The sequence below is a fragment of the uncultured Phascolarctobacterium sp. genome, assembly GCF_958349595.1.
Taxonomy (GTDB): domain Bacteria; phylum Bacillota; class Negativicutes; order Acidaminococcales; family Acidaminococcaceae; genus Phascolarctobacterium.
On record NZ_CATWDQ010000001.1, the window covers coordinates 239,024 to 261,547 of the forward strand.

Consider the following 22,524-nt stretch of genomic DNA (forward strand, 5'->3'; position numbering starts at 1 on the left):
CCTCCTAAATTCGGTAATATCTGCGCCCGTCTGCCAGGCCCAGTTTACCTTGCATTTGCAGATCCAGCAGTTCCCCGCTGATCTCTGCCAGAGAGCGACCGCTTAATTCTACCAGTTCTTCTAAAGTAACCGGTTCCTGTGTCATTATATCCATCAACTGCTGCGCCAGCTCTGAAACAGTTTCTGTTTCAGTACCGGCAAACAATGATAAATTCTCTATTTTCTGCCTGCTGCCGCGGCCCAATTCCAGATCATTCAAAATATCTTCCGGCCTATCCACAAGCTGTGCCCCGGATTTTATCAGGCTATGACAGCCGATACTGTTAGGCAGGTAGATACTTCCTGGAATACAATAAACATCATGTCCTTCATCCGCGGCAAACTCCGCCGTGATCATGGCACCGCTCTTTTTTGCCGCTTCCACCACCAGTATGCCCTTCGTCATTCCGTTGATAATCCGGTTGCGCGAAGGGAAATTAGCCGCAAGCGGTTCTGTTCCCGGGGCAAACTCTGTAACCAGTGCCCCATTTGCACATATTTGCTCGAAAAGCGCTGCATTTTCACGAGGATAAACAACATCTATACCACAGCCAAGCACTGCGACGGTACTGCCGCCAGCCTGCAGCGCGCCTTTGTGGGCAGCACTGTCAATACCTTTGGCCCCGCCGCTGACGATAACCAGTCCCGCAGCCGCCAGATCAGCAGCAAAATCTCCTGCCGCCTTCAAACCATAAGCAGAAGCTCTGCGCGAACCAACGATACCTAGACTGTAATCAAGTCTTGGCAAATTACCTTTGATATATAAAACCTTCGGCGGTAAGGCAATATGCTTTAACATAGCTGGATAATCAGCATCACTGCTCGTCATCAGACGCACCTTCTGACGCTCACAAAACCGCTGCAGCTGCTCAGGTAAATACAGATCCCTGAACTTCAAAAACTTGTCAATAGCAGCTTCCTTATATATTCCAGCAGCCAAAAGCTCCTGGCGTTCAGCCAGATATGTACTGCGCGCACTGCCAAATACTGTAACTAAAGCTTCAAGCTTGCTGTTGCCCAAGCCGACAGAAGCGCTTAAAGCACCCCAATAATAACGTTCCAAGTCAATGCCTCCGATAGATTGCAGGCATCCACACGAAAACCGGGTGTCGCAAAATATTATTTTTTCCAAATCCATTTCATTATAGAGTTGATTTAGCCAGCGGTCAAGTTTTTACTTATTTTTCAAGTTTTTTTAAAATGTAATCGCTGATTTTTCGGGCTGCTTCAGGCTTGCCATATTTCATGCTGCGCTGCTGCCTTTCTGCAAGACGTACAGGCGCGGCAAGCTTTGCATAACGGCAAACCATAGTTTTTACCTCCTGCGGCGATCGTGCCACCTGCGCTCCGCAATATTGCTCCAAATAAACAGCATTACCGGTTTCCTGCCCCGGCAGCGGTTTATAAATAATATAGCTGCAGCCGGCAATCAAAGTTTCGGCCGCTGTCAAGCCGCCCGCTTTGGTCACAACTATATCTGCCGCCAGTAATAACTCAGGCACATCATCTGTGAATCCATAGACCGTCAAAGGCACCTCTTTAAAAATTTCCAGCCGGTGCTGTAAGCCTTCATTATGGCCGGCGACCGCAATAATTTTCAAATGCTGCGGTAAATTACCGTGAAAAGCTTTAACAATACTTTCCATAGGCAGCAGTCCCTCGCCGCCGCCCATCAGCAGACACACTATATCCTGCTCAGACCAGTTAAATTTACGGCGCAGCTCCTGACGGTCGTGCTCCTGATAAAACTGCCTTCGAACAGGTATCCCTGTTGGTAAAACCTCAGTGCTCAAAGCAGCAAACTGCGGAAGCAGGTTTTCTGCCGCCGAAAAATATACATCTACTCCTTCGCACAGCCACCATTTATGCACCGTATAATCAGTAACCACCGCGCCCAACAACAAATCAGGCTTGAATTTTTTCTTATAGATCGCCATGATACCTGCCGGTGTAGCGTGCGTCGCAATTACAGCGTCAGGATTTGTTCTGGTCAGAAAATCCTGTGCCAGCCCTGCTAAGATACTGTTGATCAAATTGCGCAGCCATAAAGAACCGCTTTGACGATTTCCCCACTTATACGCCAGTTCATACAACCAGGGACAGTAAGAAAGTACCCATAAATAAAAACTTAAGAAAGCCTTGCCGATACTGCCCGGGAAAAAATCAAAAACACTTCCGTGCACAACACACACATTCTCTGCCAGTGCAAAAGACTGTTCCAGTGCCTGAGCAGCCAGTTTATGCCCTGAGCCTATCGGAGCTGACAATAATAATATTGTATATTTCTTCTCGCAAGATGCCATTTAGAAACTCCATTTAAGAAAAATTTATCAAAAAACTTGAACCTGTAGCGCTATTATTGTATCATAAAATGTAATTAGCACAATATCAAGAGCTAATTTATTCTATATTTAATGATGGAGGTTATCATGAAAAATCGTTTACCAGTTGAACATTTTCATTTTCCGGTAGAAAAAATCAAAGCCGGTTATTACACCGACGCTTATTTTATGCGTACCGAGGAGATACTGAATGGCGATAATCACCATCCCAGGGTCATGATGCAGCTTTTCACCCGTGAACCGGTAGTTGTTTGCGGTATTGATGAAAGTATCGCCCTGATCAAAACCTGCGCACACAATCCTGAAAATATTACGATCCACGCTTTACACGACGGTGACGAAGTCGCTCCGTGGGAAACTTTGATGACTATCGAAGGTGATCTGGCCGACTTTGCCCATCTGGAAACGGTTTATCTTGGTTTTCTGGCGCGTCAGAGCCGTATCGCCACTAACGTACGCCGCGTCGTAACTGCCGCCAACGGCAAACCTGTACTTTTCTTCCCCGCCCGCTATGACACCTGGCAAACCCAGGAATCTGACGGTTATGCCGCGATGATCGGCGGCATCAAAGGCTTTTCTACTGACGCTAACGCTTTAGCCAGCAACGGCATCGGCCTGGGAACTATCCCCCACGCTCTGATCGCTGCCTACAACGGCGACACGGTAGCGGCAACCTGTGCTTTTGATAAGTATGTCGCACCCGACATCGCCCGTATCGCTTTAGTTGATTTTGATAATGATTGTGTTGAAACATCCCTGCAGGTAGCGCGCAAATTAGGCCGCAAATTAGCGGGAGTACGCCTTGACACCTCCGGCACTATGGTAGACAAAAGTCTGCTCAGCCAGATGGGCATGTTCAAACCGACTGGCGTCTGCAAAGAACTTGTGCAGAATGTCAGAAAAGCTTTAGACGCAGAAGGTTTCGATTATGTAAAAATCATCGTTTCCGGTGGTTTCGACGTCGAACGCATCACTGAATTTGAAGCTTTAAATATACCTGTAGATACTTATGCCGTCGGCTCAAGCCTTTTTGACGGCAACATCAACTTTACTGCCGATATAGTTATGGTCAACGGCAAAGAATGCGCCAAAGCAGGACGCGTTTATCTGCCCAACCCCCGTTTGGAACTGGTTAAGTAATTTTGAAAAAATAAAAGCACTGTGAGCAATTCACAGTGCTTTTTTAGCAAACAAGATTATTTTTTCCAGATACCCAGCGGAGCTCCAACCGGCCAGAACTGACGGCCATAGAAATTATTGAGGAAGCCTGCTCCGGCGCCGTATAAGGAAATAAGCGCTACTGCCATTTCAGCATAAGCAGCCATGGTATGCGGGAAATGACCGCCGATACCAAGCCCGTCTAAAGCTAAACCTAAAAGTAAGATATCAATGAAAACCATATCTACGAATAAGAACAGACTTGCAGAGGACGCAGCAATGGTACCAATGCAGGCAAATATAAAATAGGCCAAAAATGCAAAACCAATAGCTTTAGTGTCCACACCGGCAGCAAGACCAGGACCAAAAGCTCCTGCTTTAATCATCCAGCTCATACCTACTGCGGACCAGAAAAAGCCGAAAGCACTGAAGATGGTTGCGCCAAAAATATTGCGATGACAATAATCAAAATAACCAGCTAACAGCTGGGCAAAGGACCCGCAGAAAAGTGCCCACGGCAAAACCCAGGATACACCTTCAACGATACCCAATTTTTGTGCAGAAGCCACCATTGTTACGACGGCCAGACCAAACAGTCCCAAGGGTGTAGGGTCGGCTACTGCGATTTGAACATGCTGCGTTGAATCATTATTAGTACTCATTCATACGCCTCCTTTATTTTGGTTTGGTTGTGAATTATTCCACACGCATATATAATATACTTTAAAACTAACAGCATCGTCAATAACTGTTACAAAAATTTAGCAATTTTGTATACAAGTGTGATATTGTATATTTTTCAGAAAACTTATTTGTACTATTTCTGCACTATTTTAGTATATAATTTATATAGAAGGAAGTGATTTTATGAGTTTAAATACCACCCCAGCTTCAGAACGTGTTCATATTGGTATTTTCGGTAAACGCAACGCCGGAAAATCCAGTCTGATCAATGCTATCACCGGTCAAAATCTGGCAATCGTTTCTGAAACAAAGGGTACCACTACCGACCCTGTTTATAAAGCTATGGAGATCCTGCCTCTGGGGCCCGTAATGATTATCGACACTCCCGGTATTGACGACGAAGGCGTGCTAGGCAGCCTGCGCATCCAAAAAGCCTATCAGGTTCTTAATAAAACCGATATAGCGCTTTTGGTTATTGATGCCGCTGCCGGGCCTTCTGCTGAAGACCTGCGTTTGATAGAACGGATCAATGCCAAAAAAATCCCTCTGCTCGTGGTTATCAATAAATGCGAAACCATAGATGAAGATAAAAAAACTGCCTGCCAGGCGCTGCTGCCAGAAAATAAGCCTCTATTCGTCAGCGCAGCACAGAAGCTCAATATTTTTGAACTTAAAGAAGCCATTGCTAAAGCAGCACCTGTAGATGAAAACAAAGCACGCCTGGTTGCTGATCTGCTATCTCCAGGCGACTTCGTAGTTCTGGTCGTCCCCATTGACTCTGCCGCTCCCAAAGGACGCCTGATCCTGCCGCAGCAGCAAACGATCCGTGATATTTTGGAAGCAGACGCTACCGCCATCGTCGTCAAAGAAAATGAACTGGCAAACACACTGCAAAATTTAGGCAAACGTCCACAGCTGGTTATCACCGACAGCCAGGTCTTTAAAAAAGTTGCCGCAGAAACGCCTGCCGATATTCATCTGACTTCTTTTTCGATCCTTTTTGCCCGATATAAAGGCAACCTGCAAACCGCAGTCCAGGGCGTTACAGCACTCGACAGCCTTCAGGACGGTGACAAGATACTGATCGGCGAAGGCTGTACCCATCACCGCCAGTGCGACGATATCGGCACTGTCAAGTTGCCCCGCTGGATCAAAGAATATACAGGTAAAAATCCTGAATTTATTTTTACCAGCGGCACAGAATTTCCGCTTGACCTCTCCCCTTATAAAATGATCATCCACTGCGGCGCCTGTATGCTGAATGAACGGGAAATGCAGTACCGCCTCAAATGTGCCGTCGATCAAAATATTCCCATCACCAACTACGGTATTACTATCGCCTACATCAACGGCATTTTAAAACGTACGGTCGAGCCCTTCCCTCAAATTTATAAACTGCTGGATAAATGATAAAAAGCTGAAACCTTTTGGTTTCAGCTTTTTACTTAAACTTTATTGTACTTCTTCAAACATTTCGGCGCCAACGCCGCAGGTCGGGCAGGTATAATCTTCCGGCAGGCTTGCGCCTTCGTAGATATAACCGCAGACCTTACAGCGGAATTGTTTTAAGCCAGCCGCAGGTTTAACTTCTGTCGGAGCGATATAAACTCCGCCCAGATCAGCGCTTCTATCGAAATACATGGTGTGCAGCATCTGCTCGGCCAGTTCGCTGAGCGGTTCACCATAAAATTCTTCATATAATTTGATGATTTCAGGATTTTCATGACTTAAACGCAGCTGCATCGAGTCATCACGTTTATAAAGACCTTCGATACGCTTGGCGCGCAAAGCATCGCCTTTATATTCCCTATCTTTAGGCTGACCACCGCCGCCGATACAGCCACCCGGACAAGTCATGACCTCAACAAAATGATAGCTTTTTTCGCCGCTTTTAATTTTTTCGATCAATTTACGGACATTAGCAGTACCATAGACGATAGCGACCTTTACTTCCAGACCGTCAATATCTACCGAAGCTTCCTTGATACCTTCCAGACCGCGCACAGGCTGCAGGTCGTATAAAGCTGCCGGCGCAGTTTTTTTCGTAACGAAGGTGTAAGCACTGCGTACAGCGGCTTCCATAACGCCGCCGGTATTGCCGAAAATCACGCCGGCACCGGAACCAAGACCCATAAAGTCGTCATATACCTGATCTTCCAAAGTGGTAAAATCAATATTTGCATCCTTCGCCAGCAGTGCCAGCTCACGCGTCGTGATCACATAATCCATATCACGCATACCTTCAATGCCCAAATGTCTGGCGGCCGCATTCATCTCGTCGCGGCGGATCTCATATTTTTTAGCCGTACAGGGAGTAACGGCAACATTAACGATTTTTTGAGGATCAATGCCCATTTTCCTGGCAAAATAAGTTTTGATCGTCGGCCCCTGCATTCCAATCGGGCTTTTTGCGCTGGAAATATGCGGCAGCATTTCCGGATAATAGGTTTCAGCGAATTTGACCCAGGCCGGGCAGCAGCTGGTAAACTGCGGCAGCGGCTTTTCACCTTTAGTGATACGTTCCACCAGCTCGCTGGCTTCTTCCATGATCGTCAAATCAGCGGCGAAATTAGTATCCAGCACATAGTCTGCACCCAGTTTTTTCAGCAGCGCTACCATTTTACCTTCAACGAAGCTGCCGTCCGCCATACCAAATTCTTCACCTAAAGCAATACGCACAGAAGGAGAAGTGCTGAAAATCACGATCTTTTCAGGATCGCGCATTTCAGCCGCTACTTCATAAGCCTCAACCTTTTCGGTAATGCTGTCTGCCGGGCACACATTAGCGCACTGGCCGCAGTTGATGCAGATAGGCACATCTCCGGTCGCCTTAAGATCATAGGTGCCGCAGACACCGATATAATCAGTGCAGACTGTTTTGCAGGAACCACATTTGATGCATTTGAATTCAAGCCTTTGTACAGCAGGATTATCCGGCTCGATTGCAACACGGTTATCCGTAAATTGATGTTTACTCATATAAAAGACCCTCCTCTTTTATTACTCTACATATTATAACTGCTTTCAATTATTCTTACAAGAGATACTAAAAGAAAATTATTATCCTGATTGCACCAAAAAATAACTGCAATTAAGCAGTTATTTTTTGACCTTCATTGTTTGAAACAATTTACAAGGAATTGTAAGAAAAGAATCATTATTTTCTTTAAAACCGATTTTCTCATAAAAACCTTTTGCTATATCTGTCTGCACTAACCATTCTGAACTTTCACAAGCATTTCTGCATCTTTGCACTAATTCTTTACCAATACCTTTATTTTGAAATTCAGGCAAAACGGCCAAATCATAAATAATCGAACGAAAATATAAGTCACTTAAAACCCTTACACATCCTATTAATTTGTCATCAACCCACGCAGAAAAAACAAACGTTGAATTAACGAAACCAATATTAAAACTATCTATCATTCCTTGTGATGTTGTACTATCTTCCGCCCAGCCTACCGCCAGAAATAATTGATATAACTTATCACAAGGTAAATCTTTATATGCTCGATATTCTACATTCATTTTATCCCTCCAGCAAATACCGATTTGTTTAATACACCTTATTAGCCAAAAGTATATATATTTACATTTTAAATGTGATATAATTCAATTTTTCAGCTTATACAGTTATTTTTTATATCTTTTATATGCCCAAAATACGACGCCTGTAACTATGACTAAAATCGTCAGACGCATACTATTCTGCCGAAAATTTACTACGTCATGCCCGATAACTACTTCAAGCGCCGTTGAAGGGAATTTACCGATCAGATTGGCAATGATATAATCACGGACGCTGATCCGGCTGAGCGCGCCTACAGCGGTCAATATCCCCGACGGGAAGTACGGCAGCGCTCTGGCAAAGGCCATCCATTGCAGACCGTTTTTGCCGCTGGCTTCATCGATATTTTTTAAGCTGTTGCTGGTTGCAATGATTTTTTCAGCTGCTCCGCGAAAGAAATAGCGCATCAGCAAAAAGCTGATAACAACGCCGACTGTTTCTGCCAGCCAGGAGATCAGAATACCTAAAGGCAAACCAAAAATCAAACCGTTGGCAGTTGAAAGAAAGATCGACGGAAAAATACTGGCAGCATTGATAAAAACATCCAGCAGAAAGCTGATGACTATTGCCCAGGGGCCGAAGGAACGCAAGTATTCCGCTAATGCGTTGACATTGCCGCTGACTACCAGCCTCAGAGCTTTATCAAAAAAATCCTGTGCAAAGAAATGAATGCAGCACCCCAGCACTACTAATAACGCTACTGCAACAAGTTTAGTTATGATATCGGGATCGCGATACCATTTTGTTCCATTCTCCATTTTATCTCCCTCAGTAATCTAAGAATAAAAAATACGCTGGAACCGTTCATCAAATTGACTGCTGAGGGCACCTTCTATCTCTCGCAGCATCTGCGGGTCCTGAAACGCTTTTTTAGCTAATTCGCGCGCTTCTATCAAAACACCTATATCCTGCAGTATATCAGCAATATATAAATCAGGCAAGCCGTGCTGACGTAAACCGAATAATTGACCGGCGCCGCGCAGTTCCAGATCTTTTTCCGCCAGGAAAAAACCGTTATCGCTGTCACGCAACACCTGCAGCCGCTCCAGTGTTTCCTGATTATCGTTGTCCGTAAGCAGCACGCAGTATGACTGGTCCTTGCCGCGTCCTACCCTGCCGCGCAGCTGATGCATTTGTGCCAAGCCGAATCGGTCGGCATTTTCAATGATCATCAGCGTTGCATTAGGAACATTGACCCCGACTTCAATAACTGTCGTTGTGATCAGCACTTTGATCTCACCTGCGGCAAAGCGGGTCATAATATCTTCTTTTTCCTGATTTTTCAACCGCCCATGCAGCAGAGCGCAGGGAATATTTTTTAAATACGTTGCCTGCAGCTCCGTATAAACTTCTATTGCCGAACGCGCTTCCACACCTTCAGATTCATCGATCAGAGCGCAGACAACATAAGCCTGATGACCAGACTGGACCTGACGCACCAGTCCCTCATAAACGGCATTACGCTTCTCCCCGGTATAACATAAGGTCTCGATCGGCTTGCGTCCCACCGGCTTGCCCTGCATCATGGAAGTATCAAGATCACCATAAATAGTCAAAGCCAGAGTTCGTGGGATCGGCGTCGCTGTCATAACCAGAATATCGGGAGCAAACTGGGATTTATTAGATAATTTTGCCCGCTGCTCGACACCGAAACGATGCTGTTCGTCTGTAACTACCAACGCTAATCTGGCAAACACAACATCGTCCTGGATCAGGGCATGGGTTCCCACAAGCACATCTATCTCACCCAACTCCAGATCCTCTAAGATTTCCCGGCGTTTAGCTTTTTTCACGCTGCTGGTCAAAAGCTCTACCCGCAAGCCCTGTTTGCCTAAATACTCTGTCAGGGTCTCAAAATGCTGCTGCGCCAAAATCTCTGTCGGCACCATAATGCAGCCCTGATAACCGTTTTCAGCAGTTTTAGCCAAAGCCAGAGCCGATATAACGGTCTTACCGGACCCGACATCGCCCTGCAGCAATCTGTGCATTGGTTTATTATCCTGCATATCCAGCGATATTTCCTGCCAGGCCTTCTGCTGGGCTTCAGTCAGCTCAAAGGGCAGCGAGCTTTTCAAAGCCTGAACAAGCTTACCGTCCGCGCTGTGCTTGATCCCCTGCCTGACCTCTTTGATCCGGTCACGATAATAGAGCAGCCCGCATTGCAGTAAAAACAGTTCTTCAAAAATAAATCTTTGCTTAGCTTCTGCCAATTTGGCAAAGTTCTCAGGAAAGTGAATATTCTTCAAAGCAGTATACCGGTCCGGCAGCTGCCTTGCAGCAATAAGACCTGCCGGCAGCGTTTCCGGCAGATATTGCGCGGCTTTAGCCAGCGCCTGTTTGACCGCCGTACGTATAACACCCTGCGTTAACGAGCCAGCCAGACTATAGACAGGTAAAATCCCCAAAGCAGCTACATTATCGTCGCTGTCAGCAATTTGAATAAACGCCTCAGAAACAAATTTAGCCGTTGGACCACGCCGCACCCTGCCAATAACGATCAACCGCATCCCCGGCTTATATTTGCGCGCCTGATAACGCTGTGCTGCAAAAAGAAAAATATCGGCATAACCGTTCTCATCCTGAACTGTAACTACCGTATAACGTCTGCCTTTGCCGGAATATTTATCGGCGATCCGAAATACTTCGCCGCTGAAAAGCTGTTTTTCGTTATCAGTAGTCAATTCGCCGATGCTTTTTACCTTGGAATAATCAAGGTAACTGTCCATGCGCGGAAACCTGTTGAGCAGATCGCCGACTGTTTCAATATTCAATTTCTGAAAATCTAAAGCCTTTTTTATCCCTATACCCTTTAAACTGGTAACAGGCTCACGCCACCACATAAAATCACTGCCAATCTATAAAATTTACTTGCTTTTACCTACAGTCTATGGTATGATACTTTTGTTAAATTTGTAACTAATGCTCGTAATACGTTAAGGAGGTGGGACTCATGGCATCCATTTGCGAAGTCTGCGGCAAAGGTACTCTCGCTGGCAATAACGTCAGCCATTCCAATAGACATACTAAACGTGCTTGGAAACCGAACATTCAACAAGTAAGGGCTATTGTTAACGATTCTGTAAAACGCGTTAATGTTTGCACTCGTTGCTTGCGTTCCGGTAAAGTTACCCGCGCTATCTAATCTATGATTATTAAAAATAAACCAAATACCTAACGGTATTTGGTTTATTTTTATTTTACCGGTACACCGCATTCCGGACAAAATTTTACCAGTGAACTGATTTTTGCTTTACAGCCGGGGCAAAGAATAAAAGCCCTGTATTCGCGCAGTTTGTTTTCAAATAAGTCATAAAAAAGGTTGACCTCTTTATCCTGAGGCTTCCAATTATAGACCTGGATCCTTTTTCCATGCACATCAGCAAAAACCTGCGTCGTTTCTTCATCCATTGCCTGTGCCGAAAAACGCATCAGTTTTTGCTCGCTGTGACACTCAAGAATACAGTTTTCGTCGTCACGGGAATCAACCGTCACGCCCATTTCGTTGACTGTAAGCAGCAGCAGATTCCACGCACTTTTATTGTTTATTTCGTAAATGCGGTTATCAAAACAACCGCCGGCACCATCAATTCTCATCAACTGACCTCCAGAAAATTTTAAATAATGAATCAGTACTCATATTATAACATAAAACAAACAGCTAGCGCAGTGCTTTAAACGAATAAATCGTAACAATTATGTAAAAAATCCCCGAACCTGACGGCTCGGGGATTTATTTTCAAACCTATTATTTTGCGTAGTCAACAGCGCGTGTTTCACGGATGATGACAACCTTGATCTGACCGGGATATTCCATCTCGGCTTCGATCTTTTTAGCAATATCGCGTGCCAACAAAATAGATGTAGCATCATCGATCTGGTCAGGTTTGACCATTATGCGGATCTCGCGTCCTGCTTGGACAGCAAAGCATTTTTCAACGCCTTCAAAAGATTCAGAAATCTCTTCCAATCGAGTTAACCGTTTCAAATAGCTTTCCAATGTTTCGCGTCTCGCGCCAGGTCTTGCGGCAGAAACAGCATCAGCTGCAGCTACCAGAACTGCTTCAACACTCTTAGGCTCTACATCGCCATGATGGGCCATGATAGCATTGAGTACCAATTCAGATTCACGATATTTCTTAGCGATTTCCATACCGATCTCAACGTGAGAACCTTCCATCTCGTGGTCGATAGCTTTGCCAATATCATGCAGTAAGCCCGCACGTTTGGCTAAAACTACGTCTACACCCAATTCGGAAGCCATCAGGCCTGCCAGATGAGCGACCTCGATAGAATGATTCAGAACATTTTGACCATAGCTGGTACGATATTTTAAGCGGCCCAGCAGCTTGATCAGCTCAGGATGCAATCCGTGCACACCTACTGCAAAAGTAGCCTGCTCGCCTGCTTCCTTGATCTTCTGCTCAACCTCTTTTTGTGCCTTTTCAACCATTTCCTCGATACGGGACGGATGGATACGGCCGTCGTTGATCAGTTTTTCCAGAGCAACGCGGGCGACCTCACGGCGTACGGGGTCAAAGCCGGAAATAATTACCGCTTCCGGAGTATCGTCAATGATCAGGTCAATACCGGTCAAAGTTTCCAGAGTCCGGATATTTCTGCCTTCTCGACCGATGATACGGCCTTTCATTTCATCATTAGGCAGGGCTACTACAGAAACAGTAGTTTCTGCTACGTGGTCGGCAGCACAACGCTGAATCGCCAGGGAAATGATCTCTCTGGCCTTCTTGTCTGCTTCCTCCTTCGCCTGCTGCTCCAAATCTTTAATGAGCATAGCGGTTTCATGTTTCACTTCTTCTTCAACGGATTGAAGAAGTTCTTTTTTAGCATCTTCGGTAGATAAACCGGACAAACGTTCCAATTCACCCAGTTGTTTTTGATATAATGCATCGACTTTAGCCTGACTGTCACTGAGGAATGCCTCTCGGACGGCTAAGTGTTCCTCTTTTTTCTCAAAAGATTCTATCTTACGGTCAAGATTTTCTTCTTTTTGTAAAAGACGTCTTTCCTGACGTTGGATATCACTGCGACGCTCTTTATTTTCTCGTTCCATCTCACTGCGCATGCGGTGGATTTCTTCTTTAGCCTCTACTAACGCTTCTTTGCGTTTGGCTTCACCGGTCTGTTCCGCGTCCTGAATGATACGAATAGCGGTTTCTTCAGCAGTAGCAATTTTGTTTTCAGCAACATTTTTACGTACTAAATAACCGATCGCACCACCAACGGCACCAGCACCGATAGTAATACCGATAAGTTCTAAAATGATTTTCACCTCCTTATTAATTTTTAAAAAAAATGAGGCAACAAACTATTGTCGCCTCGTGGATAACATTCATTAATTATTAACACGATTGGATACTATAATTTTAAATGGATTTTATATAAAAGTCAAGTTAACAATCATCCATTAGTATCACTGAGCCATGTATATTATTAATGCTTTTTTGAATATATTTACTTGCAAAGCCCCGCGCATACAGGAATCTGCCGATAGCGGCACGTCCTTCCCTGGTAGCAGGATCATATTTTTCAGGATTACGTTTCAGGCAGTTTCCCAAAGCATACTCGGCCCGTTCCTGCTCCATTGCTTCAGAAAGCTGCGCCAAAATACCGTTGATATAACGTTCAGCTACATTTTTTTTCTGCAGCTCCAGCCGCAGATGATTTCTGCCATAATATTTTTTAGCCAGCCATGCTTCAAAAACCTTCTGGGCATAACGTTTTTCATCCAGAAAACCATATTCCAGCAGCTTTTGCATAGTGCCTGCGATAATGCCGGGAGCTGCGCCTTTGCGTTTCAGCTTCAGCTCCATATCCTTGCGGCTGTAATCACGGTAGCTCAGCATATCCAAAGCATAATCATACGCTTCCTGCTCAGTCGTTAAGTTCTTGGACGACCGGTTCAGCATCGCTTACACCGCTTTCTGCACTGGCTGGTTTGGCAATGGTCAGCTCACGGATCTTCGCTTCGATCTCGGCAGCCATTTCCGGATTTTCTTTGAGGAAATCTTTGACCTTTTCCTTACCCTGGCCCAAACGTACTTCGCCATAGGAATACCAGGCGCCGCTTTTGTTGATGATGTCAAACTCTGCGCCCAGGTCAACGATACAGCCTTCATGTGAGATGCCTTCGCCGTACATGATATCAAATTCAGCCTGTTTAAAAGGCGGAGCGATTTTATTTTTGACGATTTTAACACGGGTACGGTTGCCGATCATATCGTTGCCGTTTTTCAGTGTTTCGATGCGGCGTACGTCCAGACGGATAGTTGAATAAAATTTCAGTGCCCTGCCGCCGGTAGTCGTTTCAGGATTACCAAACATAACACCGACTTTTTCACGGATCTGATTGATAAAAACAGTGGCGCATTTCGATTTGGAAATGATACCGGTCAGCTTCCGCAGCGCCTGGCTCATCAAACGGGCCTGCAGACCAACGTGCGAATCGCCCATCTCGCCCTCGATCTCGGCACGCGGTACCAAAGCCGCAACGGAGTCGATAACGATGATGTCGATGGCGCCGCTGCGTACCAGAGCGTCGGCGATCTCCAAAGCCTGTTCGCCGTTATCAGGCTGAGAGATCAGCAGATTGTCGACGTCAACGCCTAATTTACGTGCGTATTCAGGGTCTAAAGCATGCTCAGCATCGATAAACGCTGCGTAACCGCCGATTTTCTGTGTTTCGGCGATCATATGCAGGGCAACAGTAGTTTTACCGGAAGATTCAGGACCGTAGATCTCGATGACCCTGCCGCGGGGGATACCGCCTACTCCCAAAGCTATATCTAAAGACAAAGCACCGGTCGGAATGACCTCAATGTTCATTTTTGCGCTGGCTTCGCCCAATTTCATGATCGAACCTTTACCGAAATCTTTTTCGATTTGGCGCATTGCATTTTCTAACGCTTTTGTTTTGTCAGCGTTCAGTTTTTCCGTACTCATTTAATCAAGCCTCCTGTTTAATTGCTGTCAATTATCATCTATCAATAGTATACAAACAGCTGTTCGATATGTCAAGATTTATTTATCTGCTGCCGCAAAATCAAACCTTGCCAGCTTTAAAGAGCTGCCTGCAGCCCACCTGACAAAAACACTGAAACCGCAAAAACAAAATGTTCCTGCGGTTTCAGGCAGTTGCTTTATTTTTTCAGCAGGCCGGCAATTTCTGCCCCGCTGAATTTATAGGTTTCGTTGCAGAACTGGCAATGCACTTCTGTTTCCTCATCCTCGCTCATGGCAGTAAGATCTTCCTGCCCCAAAGTCGCCAGCGCACCCAGAATCTTTTCTCTGCTGCAGCGGCATTTGTAGCTCAGCTCCACGCTCTCCTGGATCGTTACCTCCAGACCGCGGGCAATCGTTTCGATCATCTTTTCGGGAGTATAGCCCAGCTCCAGCAGCTGTGTAACATAAGGCGTTAAACTGATATTTTCTTCCAGTTTTGCCAGCGTCTCCTCGGCGCAGCCAGGCATGGCCTGAATAAAATAGCCGCCGGAGGCTATGACCTGTCCCTCTTTATTGACCAAAACACCCAATGCCACCGAAGACGGAGTCTGCTCGGAAGTATAGAGATAATTAGTCAGGTCGCTGGCGATCTCGCCGTCAACCAGCTCGGCATAACCGGTAAAGGGTTCAGCGTTCTGCAGATAGCGGGTCACGATGATATTGCCGGCACCGAGAGCGCCGCCCACATCCAGCTTACCGTTTTTCAGCGGCAAAAACACGTCCGGGTCGCCTACATACCCACGCACGTTCGTGCCTTCGGCATCGGCAACAACCTCACCGATCGGACCGTCACCCTTTAGACGCAGGGTGATGCGTTCATTATCTTTCATAGTGGCTGCTAAAAGCAGGGCGCCGTTCATTGCCCTGCCTAAAGCGGCACTAGCCAAATGGGAGGTATGATGCCTGGCGGCAGCCTCCTGTACCAGATTGGTAGTACACAGTGCATAAATGCGCACGCCTTCAGCCGTGCCTTTAGTCAGAATATCTTTCATTATATTTACCTCTTGGAATTCTACGCTTAACTTACGTTTTTAAATCAGATGTTTTTCAGCAGGTTGACCATTTCGATAGCAGTCATCGCAGCGTCAACGCCTTTATTGCCAGCTTTGGTACCGGCACGTTCTACAGCCTGTTCGATATTTTCAGTAGTCAGTACGCCAAAGGCTACTGGTACCCCGGTTTGCAGTCCCACATGCGCCACGCCTTTGGAAGCTTCAGCGCAAACATAATCAAAATGCGGAGTTGAACCGCGGATAACGGCGCCTAAGCAGATAACGGCGTCATACTTGCCGCTGACAGCCAGCTTCTGGGCAGCCAAAGGGATCTCGAAAGCACCCGGCACCCAAACGGCGGTGATATTTTCATTTTCCATACCATGACGTTCCAGACAATCGATAGCACCACTCAAAAGCTTGCTGGTGATAAATTCGTTAAAACGGGCTACAACAATAGCCACTTTCATACCCTGTGCTGTTAATTGACCTTCTAAAGTTTTCATATTCATTGCCTCCATCTTCGTTGATTTGATTTTTTATATCAGCTGCAGCAATTGCAGTGTTTATGCGTATGTCCTTCGTGCAGCTCGTGCCCCATTTTTTCCTCTTTGACTTCCAGATAAAATTCGTTGAAAGGATTGGCGTCGATAACGATGGGCACCCTGTCGCTGACAGTAATGCCATAGCCGGAAAGCCCTACCCGTTTCGCCGGATTGTTGGTGATCAGACGCACGCTGGTCAACCCCAGGTCAGCAAGGATCTGGGCGCCGATGCCGTAATCACGCAGATCGGGAGCAAAGCCCAGCTTCACATTAGCTTCCACTGTATCATACCCCTGATCCTGCAGCGCGTAAGCCCTGATCTTATTTGCCAGTCCGATCCCACGGCCTTCCTGACGCATATACAGCACGACGCCGCAGCCTTCTTTTTCGATCATCCGCATCGCTGTTGCCAGCTGATCGCCGCAGTCGCAGCGCAGTGAACCGAAAGCATCGCCGGTCAGACACTCGGAATGGACGCGTACCAGAACGTCTTTTTTGCCAGCCACATCGCCCTTCACGATAGCTACGTGGCACAGATCATCCAGATCGTTCTCGTATGCGATGGCACGGAAAGTACCGTATTTAGTCGGCAGAGCTGCCTCAGCCGCACGGTGCACCATTTTTTCATGTGCTTTACGGTAAGCAACCAAAGCCGCTACTGTAATGAATACCAAACCGTGCTCTTTAGCAAATTCTTTCAATTCGGGAGTACGGGCCATATTGCCGTCCTCACTCATGATCTCGCAGCAGATACCGACCGGCTTCAAGCCTGCCAAAGTGCACAGATCAACAGTCGCCTCGGTATGTCCGGTACGGCGCAGCACGCCGCCTTCACGGGCACGCAGCGGGAACACATGCCCCGGACGGCGGAAATCCTCAGGCTGTGCGTTAGCGTCAGCACACTTTTTCATTGTATAAGCACGTTCATGTGCCGAAATGCCTGTTGTGGTATCCACATGATCGACCGACACGGAGAACGCAGTTTCGTGATTATCGGTATTTTTAGCCACCATAGCGCCAAATTGCAGCTTGTCCATGATCTCAGGCGCTGCCGGCATACAAATCAACCCACGGGCATATTTTGCCATAAAATTGACCGCTTCCGGCGTGCACAGCTCGGCCGCCATAATCAGATCGCCTTCGTTTTCCCTGTCCTCGTCATCAGTCACCAGCACCATTTTTCCGGCTTTCATTGCCGCTATCGCTTCTTCAACTGTATTAAATTTAAACTCTTCCATTTTCATAGCCTCCTTATTTAAATAAATCCGTTTTCGAATAAAGTCGCTTTACTCAAAACACTGGCTTTATCCTGTTGCTCTGTCTTTTCGCCAAACCGCAGCATCTGCTCGACATATTTGCCGATGATGTCCGTTTCCAGATTGACCTCGTCGCCAACCGTCTTAAAGCCTAAAGTGGTTTCCTTCGATGTATGCGGGATCAGCGAGACGGAAAAGGTGTCACCTGTTACCTCCGTCACCGTCAAACTGATACCGTCGATAGCGATAGAACCCTTATGCAGGATATACCGCATCAGCTCAGGCGGCGTTTTGACTGTCACCACATTGGCGATCCCGTCCTGACGGCATTTTGCGATCACACCGATGCCCTCCACGTGCCCGCTGACGATATGCCCGTCCAGACCATCCATCAGCCGCAGCGTCCGTTCCAGATTGACCCGGTCGCCGCTGCGCAGATCACGCAGATTGCTCAGACGTACTGTTTCCGGCATCACATCGGCTGTAAACTCGCCGCTGCCTAAAACAACTACGGTCAGGCAGACACCGTTGACTGCGACGCTGTCGCCTATCTTTAAATTCTCCAGCACTTTTTTCGCGGCTACAGTCAGATGATAACTGTTCTGCACTCTTTTTAAACCGCGCACCGTGCCAAGCTCTGCAACTAAACCCGTAAACATATCAGCATTTATTCCTTTCCACTCTGCCCGTCAGCAAAATATCTGCTCCCAAAGGCAGCGTTTCCGTATCCTTCAAAATATAGCAATCTTCCATCAGCGCCAGGCCAGTACCGCCGACCGGAGTCAGCGCTTCCCTGCCGCCGATCAGCTTCGGCGCGATAAAAGCATAAATACGGTCGACCAAACCGGCTTCTAAAAAGTCGCCATGCACCGTACTGCCGCCTTCCACCAAAATACTGGTCAGATTGCGCCGGGCCAGCTCTTCCAGCAGGAGTGCTACCGGCAGCTTGCCATTGACAGCCGGCAGCTGCAGCACCTCTACCTTTGGCAGCTCCCGTAAGGCGTCTGCTTTCGCCTGCTTCGCACCTGATAAAGCATTGCCGGTAACCAGCAGCGTTTCCGTTTCGCCGTCAAAAACCTTTGCCGTCATGGGAATTTCGCAGTTACTGTCCAGCACGATCCGCAGCGGGTTTCTGCCCTCTACCAGCCGTGTCGTCAGTTCAGGATCATCAGCCAGCACCGTATTCTTGCCAACTAAAATGCAGTCGTGGGCTTTGCGCAGATAATGACCGTAAGCCCTGGCGTCCTCGCCGGTGATCCATTTGGAATCGCCGGTCCTGGTCGCGATCTTGCCGTCTAAGGTCATTGCATATTTCAGTGAAACAAAGGGCCTGCCGGTTACGATCCAGTGAAAAAACTTCTCGTTCAGCAGCCGCGCTTCTTCCTCACACACGCCTACAGTAACCTCGATCCCGGCAGCGCGCAAACGCTGAAAACCGTTGCCGGCAATCTTGGGATTCGGGTCTTCGATCGCAGCTACCACCCGTTTTAAACCGGCAGCAATGATCGCCTCACAGCAGGGACCAGTGCGCCCAAAGTGTGAGCAGGGCTCCAGCGTCACATAGATCGTGCCGCCGCGGGCCAGCTTCTTCGCTTCCTTCAACGCATTGATCTCGGCATGAGGCTGCCCTGCCTTATGGTGATAGCCTTCGCCTACAACTTCCCCGTCAGCGCTGACGATCACTGCCCCCACCATCGGGTTGGGGCTGGTATCGCCCTCAGCCAGACAGGCTAAAGCTAAAGCCTGCCGCATATATAATTCATCGTCCATCAAGTCACCTTCTTCAAGCAAGTTACGGTTCCTGCCCTGAAATTAGAAAAACCACAGGCAAAACCTTTGGGGGTTTTGTCTATGGCTCGCAAAACAAACTCATAGCCGCCTTTTCTCATCCAGACTGTACTGTCGGTACCGGAATCACACCGGATCATGCTCCCGAAGAAGCTCGCGGACTATAACCGCCGGTAGGGAATCGCACCCTGCCCCAAAGGCTACCGTATTCAATTACCTTTTAAATATAGCATAAAATATTCACAGCGTCAATTTTTTAAAAGCGAACTTCCTGTGAACAAACAGCGTGCCGTCTGGCACTGACTGATTTTTTGGAAGCAGGCGAGCTTGCTCTTCCCGCCCGCTTCCAAAGATGGAGGAATTGAGGTGTAAACTTATTGTTTAGCAGAAACAGCCCAATGACAGATCTGCCGTAACAGCTCTTGAAAATTTTCTTCCAGCAGCATGATCGCAGCTGCCGGCGCATCGTCGATATGCAGCCCCACGGTCACTGTGACCGTATGTCCAAGCAGCTTAGCCAGCTCTAAAGCGGCGCTGCGGGCCAGCAGATCCTCCTTATGCCCCGTCAGGCACAAGACTGATGCCGAAGAAGAAACTACATTTTTATCTTTTAAGCTGGGACGCGGCACGCCTACAGCGACAGCGCCGATATGCTGCTTTTCGCCGCCTCCGATAACGACTGTCAGATCGTCACCGCAGCGTACTGCCACCGCTTCCAGTAAATACGCTTCCGTACCTAAGGAAAAAGACTTCGCCTGCATTTCAGTCCTCTCCTTTCCATGCCACAAAATGCTTATAATCAATGCCAAACTGCATCAGGACTTTCCCGATGATGTGCTGCATCTGTTTTTCGACCGAATTAGACCCGTTGTAAAAAGTCAGCATCGGCGGCACTACGATGCAGCCGTAATCGGCAGCTTCCTTGATATTCCGCAGATGCAGCCTGCTCAAAGGCATCTCGCGCGGTACGATGACCACCTTTCTGCCCTCCTTCAGACAAACATCAACAGAACGCAGCAGCAGATTATCAGCATACCCGGCTGCGATCCCAGCGACTGTTTTCATACTGCAGGGAATAACGATCATCCCGTCAGTTTTAAACGAGCCGCTGGAAATGCTGGCAGCCATATTTTTATTACTGTGAACAACATCGGCCAGAGCGCAGACCTCCTGTACGGTAAGCTCCGTTTCACACTCAAAATTTTTAACTGCACCTTCAGTTACAACTAAGTGGACTTCACAATCGGGGATCAGTTTTAAAGCCTTCAGCATCTCATAGCCTAAAACGACCCCGCTGGCTCCGGAAATACCAACGATCAGACGCATCTCCAGCCCTCCTTCAAGAAAAATTATTTATCGAACAAACCTAACAGCGACCAATACGGAACTTCGATCAGTACTGTCATTACATAAATAACGATGATGAACGGAATACCCAGCCTGATCGTTTCCTTCTGCGTATACATACCGTTATCTTCACCCATACCGACCAGCATATTCAAATGCTGGAAAGGCAGTACATAGTGAGAAGCAACTGCCGAATAAGCGATCAATGCCGGTACTAACGGCGTGATACCCATCTGGCTGGTAAAAGTGATCATGGCCGGAATAATGATGCCCATAACCGCGATAACACTGCCCAGCAGCATATGGATAATGATGGAAACAGTAGTGATAAACGCTACCAGGATATACGGATCAGTCGGTACAGTTCCCGGTAATACGGTCTGAGCGATCCAGGCATTCATGCCAGTAGCTCCGCCAACGCGTCCGATAGCAACAGCAGCAGTCAAGAAGATCAAAACATGCAGCGGCACACCGTTCCAGCTGGCAGGCGTCAAAATCTCGCCGATCAAAGGCATACTCATCGCCATAGCGATAAAGAGCGTTACCCAACCAATATCAACGCCGTGCAGGGTATCAGTCATCCACAAGATGATTGCCAGGGTTACCCAGAAAGCAGTACGTTTTTCTTTACCGCTCATTGGTCCCAAACCTGCTAATTTCTCACGCATATCGTCTTTATTGACATGCACTTCCTGAGTTGGTTTGAACAGGAACAAAATCATGAAGCAGGTAATGATACTGACGATGATACTGGGAGGCCCCATCAGCTTGAACCAGCCCAGCCATCCCAAGGGAACACCGGAAGATTGAACTGCCAGCGGGCTGATCGTAGCGTCGCCGGTCAGGAAAATCAACGAAACAGGAACAGACGAAGCAAAAACGGTAAAACCGATCTTGACAGCATCTTCTCTGGGGATATTAGCACTCTTGATAACGACCGCCATAACCGACATGATCAAAAATGCACGCGGCCAGGGATGCGGGATCAAAAGACTGAGGATAAAAGTAAGAATAAAAATCGCCACGATAATACTCTTAAACGAAGTTACATACGAAATAATAAACTTATAAGCGATACGTTCACCAAGTCCCGACTCCTTAACCGCGCCGGCTATCAGATACGCACCCACGATCAAAAACATCATCGGCCCGGTCCAGGTCGAAAAAATAAGTCCTGGTTTTTCAACACCAAAAACTGCCAGTAACAATAAATAAAGTCCTGAAGTATAACCCGGCTGAGCAATTTGAAAGCCCCAGAAGATTACCGTCATAAACGAAAGCGCCATACAGATCTGACCGTTTCTTGCCAGTCCGGGGATATCAGCCGTACCAATAAGCAGCGCTACGATGATGCCTAAAATAAATCCAATCCTTGCCTTATTCAGTTTCACAATAAAACCTCCTATCTCTTACGATTTCAACCATCTACAACCAATAAACTATCTCTCTCAATAATTAAATTCATGTGCAGCAAATATAATTATTGCAATTTATTAAGTCATAGCATATCATTATACTTGAGAATCGAGCTTTCCACAGCTCCTGATAGATCTTTTTCGCCTCCCTGCCTTTTATCTCCAGCAAAACTCTTTCTTGCTTTTCATCATAGAACCAGCCCGTTCAAAAGGCAATTCAGTTAAATAAACACGTCATTCTTGTTAGGAATTTCCAAAGCCGCAAGTTTGTATTCCATACTCGAATATGTGTAAATACCAAAATCGAATATAATTTAAATGGAAAGCAGTTATGTTCCCTTATCGCAATTTAACTTGTTCAACGATG

At 46.9% G+C, this 22,524-nt stretch carries 22 protein-coding genes and 1 riboswitch; of the genes, 3 read left to right on the forward strand and 19 right to left on the reverse strand.

Annotated features, from left to right (window positions below):
- Positions 1-4: 4 nt before the first annotated feature.
- Positions 5-1,102: a DNA-processing protein DprA gene (gene dprA, locus Q4G98_RS01005; protein WP_298565688.1), complete on the reverse strand. Its 1,098-nt coding sequence runs from the start codon at positions 1,100-1,102 to the stop codon at positions 5-7.
- A gap of 115 nt (positions 1,103-1,217) precedes the next feature.
- Positions 1,218-2,342, reverse strand: a complete 1,125-nt coding sequence (locus Q4G98_RS01010) for a glycosyltransferase (protein WP_177560902.1) — start codon at positions 2,340-2,342, stop codon at positions 1,218-1,220.
- A gap of 126 nt (positions 2,343-2,468) precedes the next feature.
- Between Q4G98_RS01010 and Q4G98_RS01015 the strand changes: the two genes are divergently transcribed.
- Entirely contained in the window at positions 2,469-3,521 is a 1,053-nt protein-coding gene (locus Q4G98_RS01015) for a nicotinate phosphoribosyltransferase (protein WP_177560903.1), read from the forward strand.
- A 56-nt stretch (positions 3,522-3,577) separates the two neighbouring features.
- Here Q4G98_RS01015 and Q4G98_RS01020 read toward each other — a convergent pair whose 3' ends face one another.
- Positions 3,578-4,201, reverse strand: a complete 624-nt coding sequence (locus Q4G98_RS01020; RefSeq protein WP_177560904.1) for an acetate uptake transporter — start codon at positions 4,199-4,201, stop codon at positions 3,578-3,580.
- A 205-nt stretch (positions 4,202-4,406) separates the two neighbouring features.
- Between Q4G98_RS01020 and hydF the strand changes: the two genes are divergently transcribed.
- Entirely contained in the window at positions 4,407-5,633 is a 1,227-nt protein-coding gene (hydF, locus tag Q4G98_RS01025; RefSeq protein WP_298565683.1) for a [FeFe] hydrogenase H-cluster maturation GTPase HydF, read from the forward strand.
- A 42-nt stretch (positions 5,634-5,675) separates the two neighbouring features.
- Here the strand turns inward: hydF and Q4G98_RS01030 are convergent, their stop codons facing one another.
- The 4 genes from Q4G98_RS01030 to recG all read right to left on the reverse strand — a co-directional run bounded on the left by Q4G98_RS01030 (position 5,676) and on the right by recG (position 10,634).
- Positions 5,676-7,202, reverse strand: a complete 1,527-nt coding sequence (locus Q4G98_RS01030; RefSeq protein WP_177560906.1) for a [FeFe] hydrogenase, group A — start codon at positions 7,200-7,202, stop codon at positions 5,676-5,678.
- 120 nt (positions 7,203-7,322) lie between these two features.
- Complete coding sequence (locus Q4G98_RS01035; protein WP_177560907.1) at positions 7,323-7,754, reverse strand: GNAT family N-acetyltransferase; 432 nt, start codon at positions 7,752-7,754, stop codon at positions 7,323-7,325.
- A gap of 105 nt (positions 7,755-7,859) precedes the next feature.
- Positions 7,860-8,552: a TVP38/TMEM64 family protein gene (locus Q4G98_RS01040; protein WP_177560908.1), complete on the reverse strand. Its 693-nt coding sequence runs from the start codon at positions 8,550-8,552 to the stop codon at positions 7,860-7,862.
- Between the two features lie 18 nt (positions 8,553-8,570).
- Entirely contained in the window at positions 8,571-10,634 is a 2,064-nt protein-coding gene (recG, locus tag Q4G98_RS01045) for an ATP-dependent DNA helicase RecG (protein WP_177560909.1), read from the reverse strand.
- A 110-nt stretch (positions 10,635-10,744) separates the two neighbouring features.
- Here recG and rpmB point away from each other — a divergent pair, with 110 nt between their 5' ends.
- Entirely contained in the window at positions 10,745-10,936 is a 192-nt protein-coding gene (gene rpmB / locus Q4G98_RS01050) for a 50S ribosomal protein L28 (protein WP_177560910.1), read from the forward strand.
- Between the two features lie 50 nt (positions 10,937-10,986).
- Here rpmB and Q4G98_RS01055 read toward each other — a convergent pair whose 3' ends face one another.
- From Q4G98_RS01055 to Q4G98_RS01110, 12 genes are all read right to left on the reverse strand, one after another.
- Positions 10,987-11,388, reverse strand: a complete 402-nt coding sequence (locus Q4G98_RS01055) for a hypothetical protein (RefSeq protein ID WP_177560911.1) — start codon at positions 11,386-11,388, stop codon at positions 10,987-10,989.
- 151 nt (positions 11,389-11,539) lie between these two features.
- On the reverse strand, positions 11,540-13,084 hold the full coding sequence (rny, locus tag Q4G98_RS01060) for a ribonuclease Y (protein WP_177560912.1): 1,545 nt from the start codon (positions 13,082-13,084) through the stop codon (positions 11,540-11,542).
- Positions 13,085-13,205: 121 nt separating this feature from the next.
- Positions 13,206-13,721, reverse strand: a complete 516-nt coding sequence (locus Q4G98_RS01065) for a regulatory protein RecX (protein WP_177560913.1) — start codon at positions 13,719-13,721, stop codon at positions 13,206-13,208.
- A complete protein-coding gene (recA, locus tag Q4G98_RS01070; protein ID WP_177560914.1) occupies positions 13,687-14,754 on the reverse strand; it encodes a recombinase RecA in 1,068 nt (355 codons plus the stop codon). The genes Q4G98_RS01065 and recA overlap by 35 nt, the downstream gene beginning before the upstream one ends.
- A 197-nt stretch (positions 14,755-14,951) precedes the next feature.
- Positions 14,952-15,806, reverse strand: a complete 855-nt coding sequence (gene hslO / locus Q4G98_RS01075; RefSeq protein ID WP_177560915.1) for an Hsp33 family molecular chaperone HslO — start codon at positions 15,804-15,806, stop codon at positions 14,952-14,954.
- A gap of 44 nt (positions 15,807-15,850) precedes the next feature.
- Positions 15,851-16,312: a 6,7-dimethyl-8-ribityllumazine synthase gene (gene ribE, locus Q4G98_RS01080; RefSeq protein WP_177560916.1), complete on the reverse strand. Its 462-nt coding sequence runs from the start codon at positions 16,310-16,312 to the stop codon at positions 15,851-15,853.
- 38 nt (positions 16,313-16,350) lie between these two features.
- Positions 16,351-17,589, reverse strand: coding sequence for a bifunctional 3,4-dihydroxy-2-butanone-4-phosphate synthase/GTP cyclohydrolase II (locus Q4G98_RS01085; protein WP_177560917.1), 1,239 nt, complete (start codon positions 17,587-17,589; stop codon positions 16,351-16,353).
- A 17-nt stretch (positions 17,590-17,606) separates the two neighbouring features.
- Positions 17,607-18,266, reverse strand: coding sequence for a riboflavin synthase (locus Q4G98_RS01090; RefSeq protein ID WP_177560918.1), 660 nt, complete (start codon positions 18,264-18,266; stop codon positions 17,607-17,609).
- A gap of 1 nt (position 18,267) precedes the next feature.
- Positions 18,268-19,377 carry a bifunctional diaminohydroxyphosphoribosylaminopyrimidine deaminase/5-amino-6-(5-phosphoribosylamino)uracil reductase RibD gene (ribD, locus tag Q4G98_RS01095; protein WP_298565676.1) on the reverse strand — a complete coding sequence of 370 codons (1,110 nt, stop codon included), beginning with the start codon at positions 19,375-19,377 and terminating at the stop codon, positions 18,268-18,270.
- A gap of 103 nt (positions 19,378-19,480) precedes the next feature.
- A riboswitch (FMN riboswitch) is annotated at positions 19,481-19,600 on the reverse strand.
- 169 nt (positions 19,601-19,769) lie between these two features.
- A complete protein-coding gene (locus Q4G98_RS01100; protein WP_298565673.1) occupies positions 19,770-20,156 on the reverse strand; it encodes a hypothetical protein in 387 nt (128 codons plus the stop codon).
- A 1-nt stretch (position 20,157) separates the two neighbouring features.
- On the reverse strand, positions 20,158-20,721 hold the full coding sequence (locus Q4G98_RS01105; protein ID WP_293662251.1) for a UbiX family flavin prenyltransferase: 564 nt from the start codon (positions 20,719-20,721) through the stop codon (positions 20,158-20,160).
- 23 nt (positions 20,722-20,744) lie between these two features.
- Complete coding sequence (locus Q4G98_RS01110; protein WP_366780842.1) at positions 20,745-22,127, reverse strand: SLC13 family permease; 1,383 nt, start codon at positions 22,125-22,127, stop codon at positions 20,745-20,747.
- Between the last annotated feature and the right edge of the window lie 397 nt (positions 22,128-22,524).